Origin of the sequence: Flavobacterium sp. LHD-80 (assembly GCF_030929605.1) — a bacterium.
GTDB lineage: Bacteria > Bacteroidota > Bacteroidia > Flavobacteriales > Flavobacteriaceae > Flavobacterium.
On sequence record NZ_JAVFVS010000001.1, the window covers coordinates 342,920 to 364,452 of the forward strand.

Annotated in this window: 17 protein-coding genes; 15 read left to right on the forward strand and 2 right to left on the reverse strand. The window is 31.8% G+C overall.

From position 1 onward, the window contains the following. Position 1 precedes the first annotated feature (1 nt). The 13 genes from RB619_RS01455 (at position 2) to yidC (ending at position 16,821) form a co-directional block, all read left to right on the forward strand. Complete coding sequence (locus RB619_RS01455) at positions 2–877, forward strand: sugar phosphate nucleotidyltransferase (RefSeq protein ID WP_308093235.1); 876 nt, start codon at positions 2–4, stop codon at positions 875–877. Positions 878–1,051: 174 nt separating this feature from the next. Then, positions 1,052–2,425 carry a sugar MFS transporter gene (locus RB619_RS01460; RefSeq protein ID WP_308093238.1) on the forward strand — a complete coding sequence of 458 codons (1,374 nt, stop codon included), beginning with the start codon at positions 1,052–1,054 and terminating at the stop codon, positions 2,423–2,425. Between the two features lie 31 nt (positions 2,426–2,456). After that, entirely contained in the window at positions 2,457–4,385 is a 1,929-nt protein-coding gene (gene nagB / locus RB619_RS01465; RefSeq protein WP_308093240.1) for a glucosamine-6-phosphate deaminase, read from the forward strand. Positions 4,386–4,675: 290 nt separating this feature from the next. After that, positions 4,676–4,912: a DUF3820 family protein gene (locus tag RB619_RS01470; RefSeq protein WP_155100644.1), complete on the forward strand. Its 237-nt coding sequence runs from the start codon at positions 4,676–4,678 to the stop codon at positions 4,910–4,912. 151 nt (positions 4,913–5,063) lie between these two features. Beyond that, complete coding sequence (locus RB619_RS01475; RefSeq protein ID WP_308093244.1) at positions 5,064–5,897, forward strand: DUF6625 family protein; 834 nt, start codon at positions 5,064–5,066, stop codon at positions 5,895–5,897. A gap of 223 nt (positions 5,898–6,120) precedes the next feature. Further along, positions 6,121–7,350 (forward strand): hypothetical protein, encoded by a 1,230-nt coding sequence (locus RB619_RS01480; protein ID WP_308093246.1) that lies wholly within the window; start codon positions 6,121–6,123, stop codon positions 7,348–7,350. Between the two features lie 10 nt (positions 7,351–7,360). After that, entirely contained in the window at positions 7,361–7,735 is a 375-nt protein-coding gene (locus RB619_RS01485) for a hypothetical protein (protein ID WP_308093248.1), read from the forward strand. Positions 7,736–7,945: 210 nt separating this feature from the next. Continuing rightward, on the forward strand, positions 7,946–8,497 hold the full coding sequence (locus RB619_RS01490; protein WP_308093251.1) for a hypothetical protein: 552 nt from the start codon (positions 7,946–7,948) through the stop codon (positions 8,495–8,497). Between the two features lie 120 nt (positions 8,498–8,617). Beyond that, positions 8,618–8,851 carry a DUF2007 domain-containing protein gene (locus RB619_RS01495; RefSeq protein WP_308093252.1) on the forward strand — a complete coding sequence of 78 codons (234 nt, stop codon included), beginning with the start codon at positions 8,618–8,620 and terminating at the stop codon, positions 8,849–8,851. Between the two features lie 623 nt (positions 8,852–9,474). Further along, a complete protein-coding gene (locus RB619_RS01500; protein WP_308093253.1) occupies positions 9,475–11,661 on the forward strand; it encodes a peptidase domain-containing ABC transporter in 2,187 nt (728 codons plus the stop codon). Further along, positions 11,654–12,979 (forward strand): HlyD family efflux transporter periplasmic adaptor subunit, encoded by a 1,326-nt coding sequence (locus RB619_RS01505; RefSeq protein ID WP_308093254.1) that lies wholly within the window; start codon positions 11,654–11,656, stop codon positions 12,977–12,979. The genes RB619_RS01500 and RB619_RS01505 overlap by 8 nt, the downstream gene beginning before the upstream one ends. Before the next feature lie 235 nt (positions 12,980–13,214). After that, entirely contained in the window at positions 13,215–14,828 is a 1,614-nt protein-coding gene (locus RB619_RS01510) for a CTP synthase (RefSeq protein ID WP_308093257.1), read from the forward strand. 82 nt (positions 14,829–14,910) lie between these two features. Beyond that, on the forward strand, positions 14,911–16,821 hold the full coding sequence (gene yidC, locus RB619_RS01515; protein WP_308093259.1) for a membrane protein insertase YidC: 1,911 nt from the start codon (positions 14,911–14,913) through the stop codon (positions 16,819–16,821). A gap of 58 nt (positions 16,822–16,879) precedes the next feature. Here the strand turns inward: yidC and RB619_RS01520 are convergent, their stop codons facing one another. Continuing rightward, positions 16,880–17,857, reverse strand: a complete 978-nt coding sequence (locus tag RB619_RS01520) for a fasciclin domain-containing protein (RefSeq protein WP_308093261.1) — start codon at positions 17,855–17,857, stop codon at positions 16,880–16,882. Between the two features lie 309 nt (positions 17,858–18,166). Here RB619_RS01520 and RB619_RS01525 point away from each other — a divergent pair, with 309 nt between their 5' ends. Then, on the forward strand, positions 18,167–18,871 hold the full coding sequence (locus tag RB619_RS01525; RefSeq protein WP_308093263.1) for a hypothetical protein: 705 nt from the start codon (positions 18,167–18,169) through the stop codon (positions 18,869–18,871). Positions 18,872–18,989: 118 nt separating this feature from the next. Next, positions 18,990–19,547, forward strand: coding sequence for a DUF4956 domain-containing protein (locus RB619_RS01530; RefSeq protein WP_308093265.1), 558 nt, complete (start codon positions 18,990–18,992; stop codon positions 19,545–19,547). Here the strand turns inward: RB619_RS01530 and RB619_RS01535 are convergent, their stop codons facing one another. Continuing rightward, positions 19,548–21,440: a PEP/pyruvate-binding domain-containing protein gene (locus RB619_RS01535; protein ID WP_308093267.1), complete on the reverse strand. Its 1,893-nt coding sequence runs from the start codon at positions 21,438–21,440 to the stop codon at positions 19,548–19,550. Positions 21,441–21,533 lie beyond the last annotated feature (93 nt).

Here is a 21,533-nt window from a genome sequence, read left to right on the forward strand (position 1 = left end):
TATGCACAACAATTTAGTTATTCTTGCGGGCGGAGCATCGTCTCGTATGAAAAAAGAAGCCATTACAGATAATTTAACTCCAGAAGAAATCGCTCAGGCAAACGAACGAAGCAAAGGCTTGATAGGCGTTGGTTCAAGCGGAAGACCTTTATTGGATTATCTTTTGTTGAATGCCAAAAAAGCAGGTTATCAAAACATTTATATCATTATTGGCGAACAAGGGCAATTGTTTAAAGAATTTTATGGAAATCACGATACAGATAATGATTTTCATGGTTTGAACATTTCATTTGCTGTTCAATATATTCCGGAAGGAAGAGTAAAGCCTTTTGGGACTGCAGATGCTCTTTTTCAAGCTGTTGAGCAATTTCCGGAGCTGAATGAATTAGAATATTCTGTTTGCAACAGCGATAATTTATATTCTGCTGAAGCTTTATTGGCTCTAAGAAAAACAGAAAGTCCCAATGCATTTATCAGTTATGATCGCGATGCTTTAGAGTTTCCTTTAGAAAGAATTTCACGTTTCGCAATTGCAAAATTAGATGAAAATAATCAGCTGTTGGATATTTTAGAAAAACCAGAAGCTTCAGATTTAGAACATTATAAAGATGTTGAAGGCAAAATAAGAGTGAGTATGAATGCTTTTAAATTTACAGGAAAAACATTGTACACGCATTTAGAAAATTGTCCGGTAAATCCTGAAAGAGATGAAAAAGAGTTGCCGACAGTGCTGTTGAATTCTGTAAAAGCAAATCCAAACACAACTATCGGAATTCCGTTTTCTGAGCATGTTCCTGATTTAACTGCAAAAGAAGATATCGCCGACGTTAAAGAATATCTTAAAAAACACTATCCAGTACTGGACTGGGAATCTTAAAAAATATTAACAAAAATTTCATATCTATTTTAGGGATAAGTCTAACTTAATATATTACTTTTGTATTGCAAAAAAATCGCAGAATATTGCGTAAAAATCGCAATACAATTATTTAGTGTTGATTCTATCATAGATTGAAAGTAAAAAATCTATTAACAATCAACCCAAAGTATTATGTCGAACATTGAAAATGTCATCCAAGCAGAAAAAAGGAATGCAATTATTCCGATGGTTATCCTGACCGCATTATTTTTTATTCTCGGATTTGTAACCTGGCTAAACGGACCTTTAATTCCATTTTTTGAATTAGCTTGTGAGTTGTCTTCTTCTCAGGCTTACTTTGTAACTTTTGCCTTTTATATTGCATATTTTGTCATGGCAGTGCCATCATCATGGGTTATCGAAAAAGTAGGCTACAAAAATGGTATTTCGCTCGGATTATTGATAATTGCTTTAGGAGCATTTTTGTTTTATCCAGCAGCCGAAAGCCGTACTTTTTTACTGTTTTTAATAGCGCTCTTTGTCATGGGAACTGGTTTAGCAATTTTACAAACGGCTTCAAATCCTTATGTAGTTGTAATTGGTCCGAGAGAAAGTGCCGCAGCAAGAATCAGCGTTTTAGGGATTGCCAATAAATTAGCCGGATTTGTGGCGCCAATTATATTAACAGCTTTGGTTTTGTCTAATATGCAAGAGTTCACGGCAGACAAGATTGCGATGCTGGATTCAGTCTCAAAATCAAATGCTTTAAATTCTCTTGCATTACAATTACAAAGACCTTATCTTTATATGGGATTGATTATTATAGTGTTAGCTTTATTTGTGAAGCTTTCGCCGCTCCCAGAAATTGATTTAGATGAAGAAGGAAATATTTCAAATTTGAGTATTTTCCAACAAATTAAAAATGCATTCAAACGTCCTCAATTGGTTTTAGGAGTAATCACTTTAATGCTGTATTTGGCAGCCGAAGTTTTGGCTGGAGATTCAATTGGAGGTTTTGGAAAACAATTAGGCGTTTACGGCGACGAAGGAAATTTTTATTTAAAACTAACTTCTTTTACAATGTCGGCGATGGTTGTGGGGTATATTTTAGGAATAACATTGATTCCAAAATACCTTTCGCAGGTTACGGCTTTAAAAGGATCTGGAGTTTTAGGAATCATTTTGGTTCTGGCAATAGTTCTGATTTCGCCAAAATTGGCAATTCAACTGCCAGGAATTCCAAGTTTGCCAATTGTGATTTTATTGGTTGCAATGTTAGGTTTGGCAAATGCACTTTGTTGGCCGGCAATTTGGCCAATGGCGTTAGAAGATTTAGGCGGATACACTAAAATAGGAAGTGCTATTTTAATTATGGGAATTATTGGCGGTGCTATTTTTCCTTTGTTTTATGGCTTGATCACCGAAACAATAAATACAGCAAATATTGAAGCTGGAACAGTGGAAACATCACGAAGCGGAAATCAATTGGCCTATTTAATGCTTTTACCATCGTATTTAATGATTCTTTTTTATGCTGTAAAAGGGCATAAATACAGAAGATGGTAGAATAAATAAGAGAAATTAAAAAAACTATATCATGTTAAAAAGTAAAATCGACAAAGCAACGGGATTCGAAAAACGATTCGAAAACATCAATACGGTTGTTTTTGAAAATTCGTCAGATGCTTCAAAAGCAGTTGCTCAAGAAATTGCAGCTTTAATTCAATCAAAACAAAAAGAAAATCAGCCTTGTATTTTAGGTTTGGCAACAGGTTCTTCTCCAAAAGGGCTTTATGCTGAATTAGTTCGCTTGCATAAAGAAGAAGGTTTGAGTTTTAAAAACGTAATCAGTTTTAATTTGGATGAATATTATCCAATGGAACCAAACTCAATCAACAGTTATGTTCGTTTTATGAAAGAATTGCTGTTTGATCATGTCGATATTTTACCTGAAAACGCGCACGTTCCAGACGGACTTTTGACAAAAGAACAAATTGCTGATTATTGTCATGAATATGAAGCTAAAATCGAAGCTTTGGGCGGTATTGATTTGCAAATTCTTGGAATTGGAGGAAACGGACATATCGGTTTTAATGAATCGGGTTCGCTTCAAAACTCTAAAACACGTTTAGTGGCTTTAGATCATATTACAAGAGTAGCGGCAAGTAAAGATTTCTTCGGATTGAACAATACGCCAAGAACGGCAATCACACTCGGAGTTAAAAAAATCATGGAAGCCAAAAGAGTAATTTTATTGGCTTGGGGAGAAGGAAAAGCAAATATTGTAAAAAGATCTGTTGAGGATGAAGTTACAAATAGAGTTCCAGCTTCGTTTTTGCAGGAACATGATAATGCTGTTTTTATTTTAGATAAAGAAGCTTCTTCAAAATTAACAAGAATCAACAAACCTTGGTTGGTTGAAAAAATTGTTTGGACAGATAAATTAACTCGTAAAGCAGTTTTAGGATTGGCTTTAGATCTTAAAAAACCAATTTTAAAACTTACAGATGCTGATTATATCGAAAACGGAATGAGCGATTTATTAGCAGATTCTGGTCCAGCATATGATACGAATATTAAAATTTTCAACAAACTTCAAAATACAATTACGGGCTGGCCAGGCGGAAAACCAAATGCAGACGACACAAATCGTCCTGAAAGAGCTGAACCGGCTAAAAAGCGTGTATTGATTTTTAGTCCGCATCCAGATGATGATATTATCAGTATGGGAGGAACTTTCATGCGTCTGCAGGAGCAAGGTCACGAAGTACATGTTGCGTATCAAACTTCAGGAAATATCGCTGTCGCGGATGATGAGGCGCTGCGTTTTGCAAGATTCGTGATTGATTATAACGAGAAATTCGGAATCAAAAGTGCAGAGGCAGATAACATTTATCAAAAAGCACACACCTTTTTAGAGAATAAAAAGAACAGTGAAATTGATATTCCGGAGGTTCGTTACATTAAAGGATTAATTAGAAAAGGAGAGGCGAGAGCAACAAGTCATTTTGTTGGTTTGCCAGATAGTCAAATTCATTTTATGGAATTGCCTTTTTATGAAACCGGAACAATTGAGAAAAAACCAATTGGTCACGAAGATATTCAGTTAACAGTTGATTTAATCGAAAAAATTAAACCACATCAAATCTACGCTGCAGGAGATTTAGCAGATCCACACGGAACGCACAAAGTTTGTCTGGACGCTATTTTTGAAGCTGTAAAAGTTTTAAAACCAAAATCATTTATGGATGATTGTTGGTTATGGTTGTACCGCGGTGCTTGGCAGGAATGGGGAATTGACGAAGTTGAAATGGCTGTACCAATGAGCCCAGACCAAGTTTTAGCAAAACGCCACGGAATCTTCAAACATCAATCTCAAAAAGACGGCGTTGTCTTCCAAGGAACTGATGCCAGAGAATTTTGGCAGAGAGCCGAAGACAGAAACAGCGAAACAGCAGCTTTATATCAGCAATTAGGTTTGGCAACTTATGCAGCGATGGAAGCTTTTGTGAGATGGCATTATTAAGGTTCTAAGATGCTAAGGTTCTGAGATTCTAAGTTTTTTTCAGTATTTTAGAAATTAGTAATTAGTTAAATAATAATTTTGAAGCAGGAAGAGAGAATTAAAAAAAGATTCTTTTTTCTTGCTTCTTTTTTTGTTTTAAATATCTGAGATTCTGAGATGCTACGCTTTTAATCCTTGTAAATTCTTTTAATCTGTGGCAAAAGAGAAAATAAGTGATAGTTTTGTAAGCGATTGAAGCAGAAAAGAAGAGAATATAAGTCTTTCATCTTGCTTCTTTCTTCTTCTAAACTATGGAACAAGACAAAAAACTTCTCATAAAATTAGCGCATACCAAAATGCCTTTCGGGAAATACGAAGGACGTTTTTTAATTGATTTACCCGAATATTATGTGGTTTGGTATCATAATAAAGGTTTTCCAAATGGAGAATTAGGACAACAATTACAGCTTATTTATGAGTTAAAATTAAATGGATTAGAAGAATTGATACGTAATATTAAGAAACAATATCCAAAACCTATAAAATAGTAAGAAAAATCTTTGGTAGTTTGATTTTTTTTATTTAAGTTTGAAATACAAAAATATTATAATTTCCAAAAACAAAGTGATACCACAGAATTCAAGACTGAATTCATAAATGTGTACAAGTCAGTGTTTTTTAAATTATAATATTTTTTTTATGCCTAAACTTACTTCTATAGCAAGTATTACTTGCTGGTATGGCAAATTCCCTTGGTACTTTCCTTATTTTTTACATTCTTGCTCTTTTAACCCAACTGTCGATTTTTATATTATTACTCATAATAAAAATAAGATTGACAACAAACCGGATAATGTAAAAATAATCTACAAAACACTTGATGAGATAAAAGCTTCTGCATCTGAAAAGCTTGGTTTCAAAGTCAGTATTGATTATCCATATAAATTATGTGATTTTAAACCTGCTTATGGTTTTTTGTTTCCTGAAATTGTTAAGGATTATGATTTTTGGGCACAAAGTGATCTTGATATTATATTTGGTGACATTCGATTATTTCTTACTGAAGATTTTTTAGCTTCTTATGATTTCATAAGTATGCGACATGATTATACGACAGGTTGTTTTGGGCTTTATCGGAATAATGAAAAAATGAATACTTTTTTCATGAAGAGCAAAGATTATAAATTTGTTTTTTCAAACCCGAAGCATTATTGTTTTGACGAATGTAATTTTGCTTGGGATCCACTTACTTATGGAAGATCAATTTTTGAAATTCATACTGAAATTGTAAGCTTCACTCATCTTATCAAAGCAGCAGAAATAACAAGAGAAATTAGAGCTCATTTTGACTTTATCATTATTGAAGGTTATACAGGCGATGTAGTTTTTGAAAATGGAAAAATTATTTATAAAAACGAATTCGAAGGGTTGCTGTTTCATCTTTTTTGGATTAAAAAAACTTACTCTCCTAAAATAGCTCTTAAAAAAATTCCGGATTTCTATAAAATTGGTCCCGTTAAGATCACACATTAAGTCATAAATTAAATTTTAACAATAAAAAACTTACTAATTTAATTTATTTGTTTTATTTTTATCAAACCAATCAAAAAATATAAATAAAATGAGAGTATTAAAAAAGATGAGTTTTGATGCTTTAGTAGGGAATATCTCTATTGAAGATATGAAGTTTATTATGGCAGGCAGTGGGTCTGTTGTAGATGGGAGTTATTACACACAACCAATAGCAGGCGGCTTTGTGTCCGGTGGAGGCTCTGGGAATATGGGATATTATGCGAGTGATAGAGGTTTGTCTTCACAATTTAGTCCCGCTGGAACTTTATTATTTACCCCAAATGGAAATTATAGTAATCCATCAATTTCATCAAACCAAAATACTTATGGTTACGGAACAACCAATTATGGTGGAAGTTATGGTAGTGGGACAACCAATAATAATGGCGCTCCAGTATCAAATGGAACTGGTTGGGTAACAACTTCTAATGGTATGATTACTACTGATGCTCTTTCAATAAATAGGTTATTTGGACTTATTAATAGTAATTATTCAAGAGGTGCTGACCCCAGTGAAGGGATTAATACTTTTTTATTAAATGAAACAACAGCTGCTGGTAGAGCTCAAAATAATATTATTTATGGAGGGTGGTTGGAGAACGTAACTGTGATTAACAGTTACAAAGGACCAAGCTCGATTCCAATTGGTATTGTGATTGATAATGGTAATTTAAAATTAAACACCGGAATTTTAATGGGAAGTGGTGGTGTCACAATGGGTAGTGGTAGCACAACAACTTCAACATATCAATCTTGGTTTGGAATGACTATACATGGAAGTACTTCTAAGCCAACTGCACTTGAGGCTGCAGTGATGTCGAAAGCAGTTTATGGGGACAATGTCAATAATACAGATCTTAATGGATGGGAGGTGTCTAAACTGTTCACAGGATTAACCTATAATAATCCTTCTTCAGGTTTTAAATCGCAATTGTATGAAAGGAACATAAATGGTAAAAAAGAGTATTGTTATGCTACAGCGGGAACAGAAGCGAGTATGGCAGATATCGCTGCAGATGTAATCCAGTTGGGCGGTCTTTCATTGCAGTATCAACAATCTGTTAATAATGCTAAAGCTCTTAAAGATTTACTAGGGGATGCATTATCTTTTACAGGACATTCTTTAGGAGGAGGCTTAGCAGAGGCAAATGCTCGAGCAACTGGTGAAAGTGCAACTACATTTAATGCTGCTGGATTAAGTTATTCAACAGCTGTTGTATTAGGTATTGGATTTATTTCGGATACTAATGCATATATTATGTCTACTGATCCATTAAATGCATTGCAAGCATCTAATCCAGCATTAACTACTGCCGGAGGAGAAAAGCATTTTTTATCACCCTCAAGTACTTCAGGATCCGTAAATGGGCATAGTATTGATTCTGTTATTGAATCGTTAAAAAATAAAAGCTAAATTGATATTTATGCAAACTAAACTATTAATTCTAATCGTTGTAATTTTTTCTTCATGCACATGTAGAGAGGCACATTTGACAAAAGATGAACGAGAATGGTTTTCTGCTTATCAAAAAGGGCAACAACTTATATTTAAAAGCAATTTAGCAAATATGGATACAATCACGATAACTGATAAGGTTGAAAGGTATGGTAACAAAGATTGTAATTGGTTTGAAATTGGATCTGTGCAAAATAATATGATTAATATTGATTTAAAAACCAAAACTTGCAAAAATGAAAGCTATTGTGGCGGGGGAATTTCAATCAGTAAGGATAAAGAAAATGAACGAAGTTTTCCGAGTTTTAGCCTTTTTGGTTTAATTTATTCTAAGTTATTCTAAGATACATCAAAAGGAAGCTCCTATAAAGAAATTAATAAAATTGACAACCTCTCAAAAGTACTTAGAGACATTATGTTTTGAAGATAGATATAATGCAAATAATTTTGGTAATAATTACCTTAAATCTTTTTATTGGAACAAAAAAGAAGGACTGGTTAGATATGATACGAAAGAAGGAGAAGTGTTTGAATTATTGAAAAAGTAAATAGAATGAAAATTGTACTATCAATTTTATTACTCTTGCTTTTTTGTTCATGTGATTCTTCAGACAGACAATTTTCAAAAGATGAATTGGATTGGTTTGTGGCTTATAAAAAGGGTCAAATAATCATATTTAAAAGTAATTTGGGAAATTTTGACACTATAATTGTTTCTGAAACCACTAATGGTAATACTATAAATCTGTTTAAGAGCAGAGATTGTAAAAAGAATATAATGCTTACTTCCAACTTTTGCAAAAACAGAAAGTATTGTGATGTTGAAATTAGTATAGATAAGGAGGAAGATGAACTACAAAATTTTCCTTCTTTCAATGCTTTTGGATTGTATAGCATTGATTTAAATAACAATCATGCCTATGGTCAAAGTGTTACCTTGAAAATGACACACAGGAAGTATACTTCAGTTTATATTTTTGAACTTGGTTTGAATGCGTATAATTTAGAGAATGGTTATCTGAAATCTTTCTTCTGGGATAAAAGAGAAGGATTGATTTGCTATGAAAATCTTGCAGGAGAAGTCTTTGAATTACTTAAAAAATAAAATATATGAAAAGATTTTGTTTAACAAGGTCTAATGCTTAATCTCATTTTTATTTCCAAAAGCATATAAATACAAGATTTAATTTTTCTAAAATTTTAAACTATTTGAATAATAAAAATTATGGTAGTATTATTTAATGCTAGCTACATTGAAGTAATAAATATAAAGAACCTTTTAAGTAGCTTTAATATTGAAAGTTACATTGAAAATGAATATATGGCTACGATAAAACCTTCATTATTAAGCGCTGGTGGTTTTAATTCAGTTTTTTTGCAGGTAAACGAAAAAGATTTTGAAAATGCAAAAAAAATACTTGAAGATTATAAAAATGGAAAATTTAGTTTGAACTCCTGATTTTAACCCTTTCTGAAGAAAATGAATTTTAATTTGCTTATTATAAAGGATAGAGAATAAGAAACATAAGTTTTTTGAATTATTGAAAACAAATATTAATTCAGATTATAAAAGGTTAGAGCGAAAATAGAATATTATGAACAAGTATGAAAATTTGATAATTTATTTTTTTGGGATACTTTTTCTTGCTTTCTTTTGGGTCATACGCTTCAAGAAGTTTCATGATCCGAAAGATTTTAATAAAAAAAACTCTTATTTAAAAGGTTTGACTTTTAGGTTTTATTTAAGTTTTTTTTTAATACTTGGATTGATTTATGCTTTGATTCGGGATTTTATTAAACTCTATAAATAAATCACATAAAAGTAATTATGGACGAAAAATATAAAAATTTTGCAATTCATTTGATAGGGCTATTTTGTCTGATGTTGTTTTGGGTCCTTATGTATAAAGTGTGCAATAAATTAAAATATTTCTCTGAAGATGATCTCTTTTTTAATAGTAAAACTTTAAATTTTTATTGTTTTTGTGTACCTGTTACAGTTCTTTATGTTATTGGTTTGATATTAGAATTTACTGACCTCTAGTAAAAAGTGGCAAGTTTTAAAATACGTAAAAATTATTTATGATTAATTTTCCCCACGAGCATCAGCTCGATGCAAAAGATTGTGGACCTACGTGCATCAAAATTATTGCTAAATATTACGGCAGGTTCTACAGCCTGCCTTTTTTACGCGATTTATGTGGTATCACCCGTGAGGGTGTAAGTTTTTTAGATCTCAGTGATGCCTGCGAAAAAATTAGTTTGCGTACTAAAAGCATTAAGATAGATTTTGATACGTTAAAGGTAATTCCGTTGCCTTGCATTGTGCATTGGCAGGACAATCATTTTATTGTTGTTTATAAAATAAATAACAAACAAGTTTTTGTTTCTGACCCTGCAAAAGGTTTATTAAAATATTCATTTGAGAATTTTCAGAAAGGCTGGTTAAAAGAATCTAAAACAGGAGCGGTTTTAGCTATCGAGCCTATGGCTGATTTTAAACAACGATCGATAAATGATAAATTAGAAAGGCGTAAAACACTTGAAAATTTCTTAGGTTATTTTACTCCATACAAAAAGAGTTTTGTAAACTTATTTGTAGTAATGCTGATCGTAACAATATTGCAGGCATTTTTGCCATTTATTTCAAAATCAGTAATAGATGTTGGTATTCAGACAAACGATTTAGATTTTATCGATCTGGTTTTAATTGCGAACATTACGATTATTGTAAGCATTTTGTTAAGCAATATGATTCGGGATTGGATTTTACTTCATTTAACTTCAAGAATCAACATTTCATTAATTTCTGATTATTTAATTAAATTAATGAGACTGCCAATTACTTTTTTTGAGAATAAGCTCATTGGAGATATTTTGCAACGTGCACAAGATCATGAGCGTATTCGTGATTTCATAATGAACAATTCGCTCAATTTTGTATTCTCAATTTTGACCTTTTTCATTTTCGGAATTATCCTTTTTATTTACAGTCCAATTTTATGCTTAATTTATGTTGTTGGAAGTTCATTATTTATTGGATGGGTTTTATTTTTTCTTCAATTTAGAAAAAAGTTGGATTGGGAATATTTTGATGTTCATACAAAAAATCAAAGTTATTGGGTTGAAACTATTGGAAGCATTCAAGACATCAAAATCAATAATTACGAAAAACAAAAAAGATGGAAATGGGAAGCGCTTCAAGTACAGTTATTCAAAATCGATCAAAAAATATTACGTATTACAAATGCGCAAAATCTAGGTGCCCAGTTCATTAATCAATTAACCAATTTAGTAATTACATTTTATTGTGCCAAAGCAGTAATAAAAGGAGATATCACTTTTGGAGTAATGATTTCGACTCAGTTTATAATAGGAATGCTCAATGGTCCAATTATGCAGTTCATTTCATTTGTTCAATCGGCTCAATATGCTAAAATAAGTTTTTTAAGACTGAATGAAATACATGAACTTGAAAATGAAGAAGAAAATGACATTAACAATAATATAAAACTACCGGAAGACAAAAGTTTGTTTTTACGAAATGTGAGTTTTCAATACAGCCGTAACGGTGATTATATTTTAAGTAACATTTCTCTCATGATTCCTGAAGGAAAAGTAACCGCAATTGTTGGTGATAGTGGAAGTGGCAAAACAACTTTATTGAAACTTATCTTAAGATTATATAATCCTACTCATGGTGAATTGTCGATGGGAAATTTGAATATTCAGAATATTAATTTAAAGCAATGGCGCGAAAGCTGTGGTGCAGTTATGCAAGACGGTAAAATTTTTAGCGACACAATTCAGAATAATATTGTTTTAGATGATGAAAATATAGATTTTATAAGATTGAAAAAAGCGGTAACTGCTGCTAATATTGCGACTGAAATTGAAGCGATGCCAAAAGGTTATCAAACAATGATGGGAGAAAGCGGAAGAGGCTTAAGTGGTGGACAAAAACAACGTGTTTTAATTGCAAGGGCTTTGTATAAAGATCCTGATTATTTATTTTTTGATGAGGCAACAAATTCTTTAGATGTTATCAACGAGCAAAAAATAGTAGTCGCGTTGGAAGAAATATTTAAAAACAAAACGGTAATTGTTGTAGCTCACAGATTGAGTACCATTCGAAAAGCAGATCAAATAATAGTTTTGAAAAATGGCTATATCACTGAAATTGGCAATCATGATATGTTGATGACCAGAGAGAGCGGACATTATTATCAATTGGTTAAAACACAAATAGGAGATACTATAAATGGCTAAAAAAGGATTTCATAAAACACTTAATGAAAACAGAACGGAAGAAGTGGCTTCGATAATTGAAAGAATGCCTACTAAATTTGGTTTTACAATCAGTGGTGTTGCAATTGGTTTGGTTTTACTTTTGCTTTTATTTGGCTGGCTTATAAAATATCCGTCAATATTAGCAGGTCAAATTGTTATAAATACACGTCAGGCTCCGGTTAAGCTTATTGCTTCAACTTCGGGAAATATTATTTTGTTGGTCAATAAATCAGAAGTGAAAGTTAAAAGAGATGAATATTTGGCTTATATAAAAAATGAAGCAAATGTGGAAGATGTGAAGCTGTTGAATAACATGCTTTTTAAAACAAACATTCATCAGCTTAGTTATAAAGAAAATCGTCATTCATTTCCAGAAAATCTATCACTAGGTGAAATAAATAACAAATATTTTAATTTTTTAAATTCGTTATATCAATATTTAGATTATTCAGTACAACAGCCTTATGAATTTCAAAAACAAATAAATCAGAAGTTATTAGAATTACAGGTAGCTAAATTTTCTCAATTGAAAAATGACGCTGAAAATCAAAAAATAAAGTATAAAATATCTCAAAGTCTATTTAAAAAAGATTCAACACTATACGCAAAAGATGTAACATCTAAAGCCGATATTGAGCATTCACTCATTGCTAAAGCGAATAGTGAATTAGACTATTATGCTATTGACAAGGAAATTAATAATACTGCTTATCAGATAAATGAGGCCCAAAATAAAGCGCAGGTTATTGCAATTGAAAAAGCGGTTAAAGAAAGAGAACTTGTAGTTAATTTGTTTAATAGCTACTATGATTTGATAGATGCAGTAAAAAAATGGGAACGAACTTATGTTTTTGTTTCTCCCATTGAAGGTAAAATTGATTTTCTAAATTTCATAAAAAACAATGACTACATTCAGTCTGGACAAGAATTATTTAAAATTGTGCCAGACAATAACCAATTAATTGGACAAGTTAATTTACCGGAAAACGGATCGGGAAAAGTAAAAATAGGACAAAGTGTAATTATTAAACTTAATAATTATCCGTACAATGAATATGGTTCAATAAAGGGAAAAGTAAGAAGAATTTCACTTGCAACAAATCAGCAGTCTTTATCTGATAGCCAAAATAAAGTTAACTCTTATCTTGTAGATGTTAGTTTACCTTTTGGATTGAAAACCAATTATGGTGTTGAATTAAATTTTCATGCTGAAGCAAAAGGAAGTGCGGAAATCATAACTGAGGATCGAAGACTTATAGAGAGATTCTTTGATAATTTGAGATATAAATTAAAATAACCTTCCCTATTTTAAATAAATTCATTTCCCTGGTAAAAAACTTTAGTAGAAATAGATTTCGAACACATTCCTCAATAAAAATCTCTAATTAAAAGTTAAAATTATCGATTACAAAACCAAGTAATTGATCTGTTTAAAAATTTGCAAATTATCTCATAATTGAATTGATAAATTGTCTAATTAAATTTGTACTTTTGCCAAGTTTTTTACACAACTACTTACAAACAACAACAGAATGAATCAAACAAAATATATTTTTGTTACAGGCGGTGTGACTTCTTCATTAGGAAAAGGAATCATTGCAGCATCTTTAGCAAAATTGTTACAAGGAAGAGGATACCGTACAACTATTCAAAAATTTGATCCGTATATTAATGTGGATCCGGGAACATTGAATCCGTATGAGCATGGAGAATGTTATGTAACAGATGATGGAGCAGAAACAGATTTAGATTTAGGTCACTATGAACGTTTCTTGAATGTTCCTACTTCTCAGGCCAATAACGTTACTACAGGAAGAGTGTATCTTTCAGTTATTGAAAAAGAAAGAAGAGGAGAATTTTTAGGAAAAACAGTTCAGGTTGTTCCTCACATCACAAACGAAATCAAAGATAGAATGCAATTGCTAGGTAAATCTGGCGATTATGATATCGTTATTACTGAAATTGGTGGAACTGTGGGTGATATCGAATCACTACCTTATATAGAGTCTGTTCGTCAATTAGTTTGGGAATTAGGTGAAAACAACGGAATCGTTATTCACTTAACTTTAGTTCCTTATTTGGCTGCAGCAGGTGAGTTGAAAACAAAACCTACACAGCACTCTGTAAAAACGTTGATGGAAAGCGGAATCAAAGCTGATATTTTAGTTTGTAGAACCGAGCACGAATTATCTCAGGAATTACGTCAAAAACTAGCTTTGTTTTGTAATGTTAAGAAAGAAGCAGTTATCCAATCGATTGATGCTTCTACTATATATGAAGTTCCAAATTTAATGCTTGAAGAAGGATTAGATGTTGTGGCTTTAAAGAAATTAGATTTGCCTAAAAAAGCTGCTCCAGATTTGAAAAACTGGAATACTTTCTTACGCAGATTAAAAAGTCCAAAACATACTGTAAATATCGGTTTGGTTGGAAAATACGTAGAAATGCAGGATTGTTACAAATCTATTTTAGAAGCGTTTATTCATGCAGGTGCTGCAAATGAAACTAAAGTAAATGTAATTTCGATTCACTCAGAGCATATTAATGCTGACAACGTTGAAGAGAAACTAGGAACTCTTGACGGAGTTTTAGTTGCTCCTGGATTTGGAGAAAGAGGTATTGAAGGAAAAATTGAAGCAGTTCGTTATGTTCGTGAAAACAATATTCCGTTTTTCGGAATTTGTTTAGGAATGCAGATGTCTGTTATCGAGTATTCTAGAAATATTTTAGGTTATGCTGAAGCGAATTCTACAGAGATGAACGATAAAACGCCTCATCCGGTTGTGAATTTAATGGAAGAGCAAAAAACAATTACAGATAAAGGTGGAACAATGCGTTTAGGTGCTTGGAAATGTGATATTAAACCAAACACTTTGGCTTATAAAATTTACGGACAGAAAACAATTTCTGAGCGTCACCGTCACCGTTATGAGTACAACAACAAATATGCTGATGAATTGCAGAAAGCTGGTTTAAAAGCTTCTGGAGTAAACCCAGATACAGGATTGGTAGAAATTGTAGAATTAGAAAATCACCCATTTTTTATTGGTGTACAATACCACCCAGAATACAAAAGTACAGTTGCAAATCCGCACCCAATCTTTGTAAACTTTGTGGCAGCTGCGGTTAATGCGCATAAAAAATAATAATTAATATTCTGAGGAGATGTAACTTTTGACATCAACTCGTTACTAATTGTTTTCAAAGAATAACTTTTTTAAATTAATAATGGAAGAAAAAAAATTAGACCTTAATTCAATCATTGGTTTTGTATTGATATTCGGAATTTTGATTTGGATCATGTATCAAAATCAACCTTCTGAGAAGGAAATTGCTGCTGAAAAAGCCAAGAAAGAATTAGTTGCTAAACAAGAAGCTCAAGCAAAAGCTGATAAAGCTAAAACTGCTGTTGCACCAGTTACGGTTGCAACTCCTGGTGATACCGTTCAATTAGCACAATTGCAAAAAACTTTAGGTGGTTTTGCTTATTCTGCAACACTTCCTTCTGCAAAAGAATCTTTTACAACAATCGAAAACGAAAAGATTAAGCTAAAAATCGCTAACAAAGGTGGTTACATTGTTGAAGCAACTTTAAAAGAATTTGAAAAGTTTAAAAAAGGTTCTAAACAATTAGTTGAATTAATTAAAGACAATAATTCAAACTTAAACATTCAGTTACAGACTGCTGATAACAGAACTTTAAATTCTAAAGATTTGTATTTTGAGCCGACATTAGAAAAAATTGGTCAAGATCAAGTTTTGTCAATGCGTTTGAAAGCGGGGGCTAATGAATTTTTAGAATACAAATATGTTTTAAAACCAAATGATTATTTAGTTGGTTTTGATGTTCGTTCTCAGGGACTTAATAAAGTTTTAAATGTTGCTAAGCCATTAGATTTACAATGGGATTTAAAAACATACAGAAACGAGAAAAGTATTTCATATGAAGGACGTTTCTCTCAGATTGATTACAAATACGAGGAATCAAAATACAGTAACGTAAATGGTAATGGAGAAGGAAAAGAGGAAACTCCTGAGAAAGTAAGCTTTGTTGCTTTCAAACAGCATTTTTTCACGACAATTTTAGCTACGGAAAAGCCTTTTGAAACTTCAAAATTACATTCAGATAATTTAGTTAAAGACGAAAAAATTGATACTGTTTTTACAAAACAATTCAGAGCTAATTTGCCTTTAGCATTCTCAAATGGAGAAGTTGATTATAAAATGAGCTTATATTTTGGTCCGGCGGATTACAAAACATTAAAAGCTTACGATAAAAATTTCGAAAAAATCATTCCATTAGGATGGGGAATTTTCGGGTGGATCAATAAATGGATTTTTATTCCTTTGTTTGGATTCTTAAGCTCAACAATCGGATTATCATTAGGTATTGCGATTATCATTTTTACTATTATCATCAAATTGGCAATGTCGCCAATTACATATAAGTCGTTCTTGTCTCAGGCTAAAATGAAAGTTTTAAGACCTGATATTACAGAGTTGGGAGAGAAATACAAAAAAGACCCAATGAAAAAACAGCAGGAAACTATGAAACTGTACAACAAAGCAGGAGTAAACCCAATGGCGGGATGTATCCCAGCTTTGATTCAGCTTCCGTTTATGTATGCATCGTTTCAGTTTTTCCCAGCGGCTTTTGAGTTAAGACAAAAAGGTTTCCTTTGGGCAGACGATTTATCATCATTTGATGCTGTTGTAAAATTACCATTTACTATACCAGTTTATGGTGATCATATCAGTTTATTCCCAATCTTGGCAGCAGTTGCAATTTTCTTCTATATGAAAATGACTTCTGGAGATCAGCAAATGGCTGCGCCTCAGCAAGAAGGAATGCCGGATATGGCTAAGATGATGAAAATCATGATTTATGTTTCGCCATTAATGATGTTACTTTTCTTCAATAATTACGGTGCAGGTTTGAGTTTGTATAACTTTATTTCGAACTTAATTACTATTGGAATTATGTTTGTGATCAAGAATTATATTGTGGACAGTGATAAAATTCACGCTCAGATTCAAGAAAACAAATTGAAAGAGCCTAAAAAACCAAGCAAATTCCAACAACGTCTTAATGAAGTAATGGAACAGCAGGAAGCGGCAAAAGCGAATAAAAAGAGATAATTTTATTCTAAATATAAAAAAATCGTCCCGTTTTTTAACGGGACGATTTTTTTTGTGGTTAAAATTTAGGCAACAGGACTTTATCAATTACATGAATAACCCCGTTTGAACATTGGACATCTGTGGCTATTATGTTGCTGATTCTATTGTTAGCATCAGTAATTTTTGCACCACCTGTTAATCCAATTGTGAAATTCTGACCAGCAAAAGTGCTTACGACTTGACCGTTTGTCAAAGAGCTTGATAATACATTTGCCCCAGCAACCACGTGATATTTTAGGGTTGTCTCTAAAACATTAGCAGGAATCGCAGCAAGTCCTGAATAACCAGTTTCAGTTAAAAAACTCGAGAAAGCAGTATTTGTTGGTGCAAAAACGGTGAAAGGAGAATTTGTTTTTCCAGATAAAATTCCAGCAAAGCCAGATGATGAATTGTACGTCAAAGCGGCAACAAGTGTTGTAAAATTTTTATTTGCGACTGCATGATTAACAATGGTTGGTAAACCTATCACACCATCTACTACGTGAATAATTCCATTTGAGGCTTCAATGTCAGCAGTGGTTACTGTTGCGCCTCCATTTGTTTTCCCACCATTAATATCTACGCCACTGCCTTTTTCCAGGTACATGCTTATTGTATTTGAAGAGGAAGCACTTCCTTTTGCCAAAGTTTTTACATAACCAGTTGCAATTTCAGTCGATTTTACTTTTGTGCTTAAAACGTGATTCAATAATATTTCTTTTAATGCATCGACAGGAACAGCATTAAGATTAGCATAACCATTAGCTGTTAAAAAGGCGCTAAAAGCTGTATTAGTAGGTGCAAAAACGGTATAAGAACCAGAAGTGTTCAATGTGGTTGCTAGATCTGCTTTTTCTAAAGCTGCAACCAAATAGCTAAGATTTGGATTTCCTTTTGCAATAGAGACAATCGTTTTTGGGGTTTGCGATGAATCATCATCATCATTATTGCATGAAATACTGACGAATGCAATTAACGCTAATAAAGCAATTAATTTAATTTTGATTGTTTTCATAATATGTTTTTTTTTATTTGTAGTGCTAAATTAAAATTTTTTGTTTAATGTTTTTTATATAATGTTAAACAAAAATTACACTTTTCACATGTTTATTTTGATTTTATTTTATTTTAATTCGTTTATTTATAATGGTTTAAAATGATCTTATTTATTTTTTGTTGTTATAAATGTTTATTTTTTTTATATATTTATCAAACAAAATTCAAATGCATATTTTGAAGCTTTAAAAATCAGGATAAAACTAAAAATGGTCATACTTTTGTGATACTAAAACTGAATTTTTGTTGTTATAAAGAAAAACGAATTATGAAAAAATTTTGGATTTTATTTTTTATAAGTACGGTAGCTGTTGCGCAAGATTTTAATAAAGTCGATTCTGACGGTAAAAAGGATGGAGTTTGGAAAGGTGTTTACGAAGCCTCAAAACGTCCTCGTTACGAAGGAACTTTTATTCACGGAAAAGAAACTGGCGTGTTTAAATTTTTTGATGATACTAAAAAAGGCGATGTAATTGCAACTCGTGATTTTACAGCAAATGATGGAAGTTCCTATACTATTTTTTACGATCAAAACAAGAATAAAGTAAGTGAAGGTAAAGAAGTTGGAAAATCACGTGAAGGCGAATGGAAATATTACCACAAAGCTTCAAAGGTTTTAATGACATTGGAACATTATAAAAATGGAAAGCTCGATGGGACAAGATCTGTATATTATCCAGATGCAAAAATCGCCGAAGAAATGATTTATAAAAATGGTTCAAAAGAAGGAATTTATAAAAAATACGGGCAAAATGCAATTCTGTTAGAGCAGTCAACTTTTAAAGACAATGTTTATAATGGTGATGCTGTTTTTTATGATTCTAATGGCGCGATGGCTTCTAAGGGCAAATTTTTAAACGGTAAAAAAGTTGGCAAGTGGCAGTTTTACTTGGGAGGGAAATTAACAAAAGAAGTAAATATGAGCGATCCAAAAAGCAATTATCAAGCGGACTCTAAGCCTAAAATGGAATAAATTAAGCTTTTTTGTATAAAGTTTTTTTGCCACGAATTCACGAATTAATTTTAGAAGAAAAAAATCGTGAATTCGTGGCAAACTTTTTTTAAATTTGATTGTCTAACAATTTGAACGAATGGATTTAAACGAATTAATTGGCCGATTTTTATTATTGTTTTTTTCGATTTTGGTTTTGTATTTTTTCTCTAACCGAAAAGATAATGAAACTATAAATCCGTTAATGGTAATTGTTGGATTGTGCACTTTTTCGCTTTGTTATTTGTTTACCAAAATCGAAATTGGTGTTGGTATAGGTTTTGGCTTATTTGCTATTTTTTCTATTCTGAGGTTCAGAACGCAGTCTTTTACTGTAAATGCGATTATCTTTCTTTTTGCGACAATCACACTTTCGATTTTAGATATTATGTATCCGTATGAAAAAATAGAAGTCCTTTTGTTTTTTCAATTAATAATTATTGGATTTTATATTGCTGCTTCGCTTATCGTAAATAAAAAAGCTTCTAAGTATCTGAATATGGTTGATGTTAAAATTCCTCTTTTAAACGATTTTTCTTTAGAAAATGGAAATGTACGCAAAGCAATTCAGGAAAAAATAAACATTCAGGATTTCGATTTTAAAATTGTGTTGGTAAACATCGTTTTAAATGAAATTGAAGTGCAGGTTTTTTATTGATTATTCGTTAAAAGGCCGAACTTGCTTAATGTATAAATCCCTGTTTTCTCCCACAATTTTAAACTCAATGTCAACAGGATTTAATCTGTTTTTTTTCCAATAACGATCCATTTGCGTTTGGATTTTTTGACTGACAAGATTAAGTCTGATCATTTCCTTTCTGTTTAATAAAGGCTCGTTGTGGTTTAAATTAGAATTGGAGGTATAATCGACATTAAAATCTTCATCAGTTGTTTTTTCAGGCGTTAGATAATAGGCCGTAAATTGTTCGCATATTTCTCCTTTTTCAGGCTTTACAACGGAGTTTTCTCCTTTTTGAATGTTTACGGTAATTCCAGGAAAATTTTTTCTAAAAATGTTTTGAGTAATGACTACGCCATTGGCAATTTCATCAGGAAAAGAACGATGTACTAAAACCCCCATAGCAATGCTTTGCTGATCGATCCCGAAAAGCTCTCTTTCGTTATATGAACCTTCATTCCAGACACTGGCCCAAACTTGTTTGATTGCTTTTTCGAAGGTTTTGACGCTATCACCCAAAATTCCGGTTTTTGAATCGTATAATCCTGCACCATTGAAGTCATCTAAATCTTCGGCATTTGTTGAAGATCTGAATCTAAAATTTTTGAATTTAGCATTTTTAAAAGTCTCATTTAATTTTGCAATCAATTCAGTGTCAATTGATTCTTTTTTAATTGCATCTCGAATTTTTTTTAATTGCCGATTGGTCCAGCCAATTGAATCTTTATTAGGATTAGCTAAAAGTTCCTGTATTAAAGGTGAAATTGATTTTTTCTGAATATGTTGCGTATAGAAATGGAACGGAATTGCATGTGCATCTTCAGGAGTTTTAAACGGAATATCTTTGGAATTCTCTTTTGAAATGGCAATTAAATAAGCCATATTTTGTGCCTTCGAACCTATAAAATTTACGCCTTTTTTAGGAATTGAATTAAGATCTACTAAATCAGTAATAGTAGTGTCAATTGTTAGTTGCTTCTTTTTGGAAACGGTTTTTTCGTTTATTTTTTTGGTAGTTTCCTTAATATAAAAAGTGTCAATTTCAATTTTTAGTTCTACTTTTTTAGAAACTAACCTTTTGATATTATTGTCTTTAAAAGCCTTTGTGTAAGCCATAATCGGGATTTTTCTATTTTTACCCAAAAGCACCAAATGGCTTAAAGGCGTTTGAAGTTCATTCACAATAATTCCTTTTACATCTGGCAGAATATCAGGTGTTCCATCTAAAATTATAATTTCGTCAGCATTTGGTTTTACGTTTTCCAAATCCTTTATTTTGTATTGTTTTAAAATGCCAATATTGCTTCCCGAAACTACTTCTTGATAGGTAATATCATTAAAAATATAATCTGATTTTACACATGGAATTTTAAATTTATTCTGTTGGAACCATTCCATTTTTTCCGGATTATTTAAGTAGAATTTTAAATTCGGCCCAATAAAACTTGACTTTAAAACTAAATTGTAAAAGTTTTCAATTAAAGGAATTTGCATGCGATCTGAGGCTGCTAATTCGAAAACCCACTTTTCAGTTCCTTTTACATGATTCAGATTTCCCAGTAAATAATCGCGGTCTTTTTCGGTCGCGCTGTAATTATCTCTGTTAAAGATTTCTACTTCTTTATCATAACCTAAATAGTTGGTTACGAAATCATAATGGTGCTCGATTAAGGCACTGTTAAAATAATACATTTTCTTATTTTTTAAATCGTAAACAATTTTTACTGATTCGATATTGGAAAATTTATCAGATAAAGGTTTGCCCTTGAATGCTTTATAAGCTTCGTAGTTTTGCAAAGTAGCGCTGTATCTTTGCGCACTTAAAGAAGTGATTGTGAGAAGAAAAATTAAGCAGTGAACCAATTTTTTCATGACATTTTTATTGATTATTAAAAGTAATTAAAAAAAACGATAGGTTTTGTCTACAGTGGGATTATATAAACTAATCAAACCTGCTGCAATTTT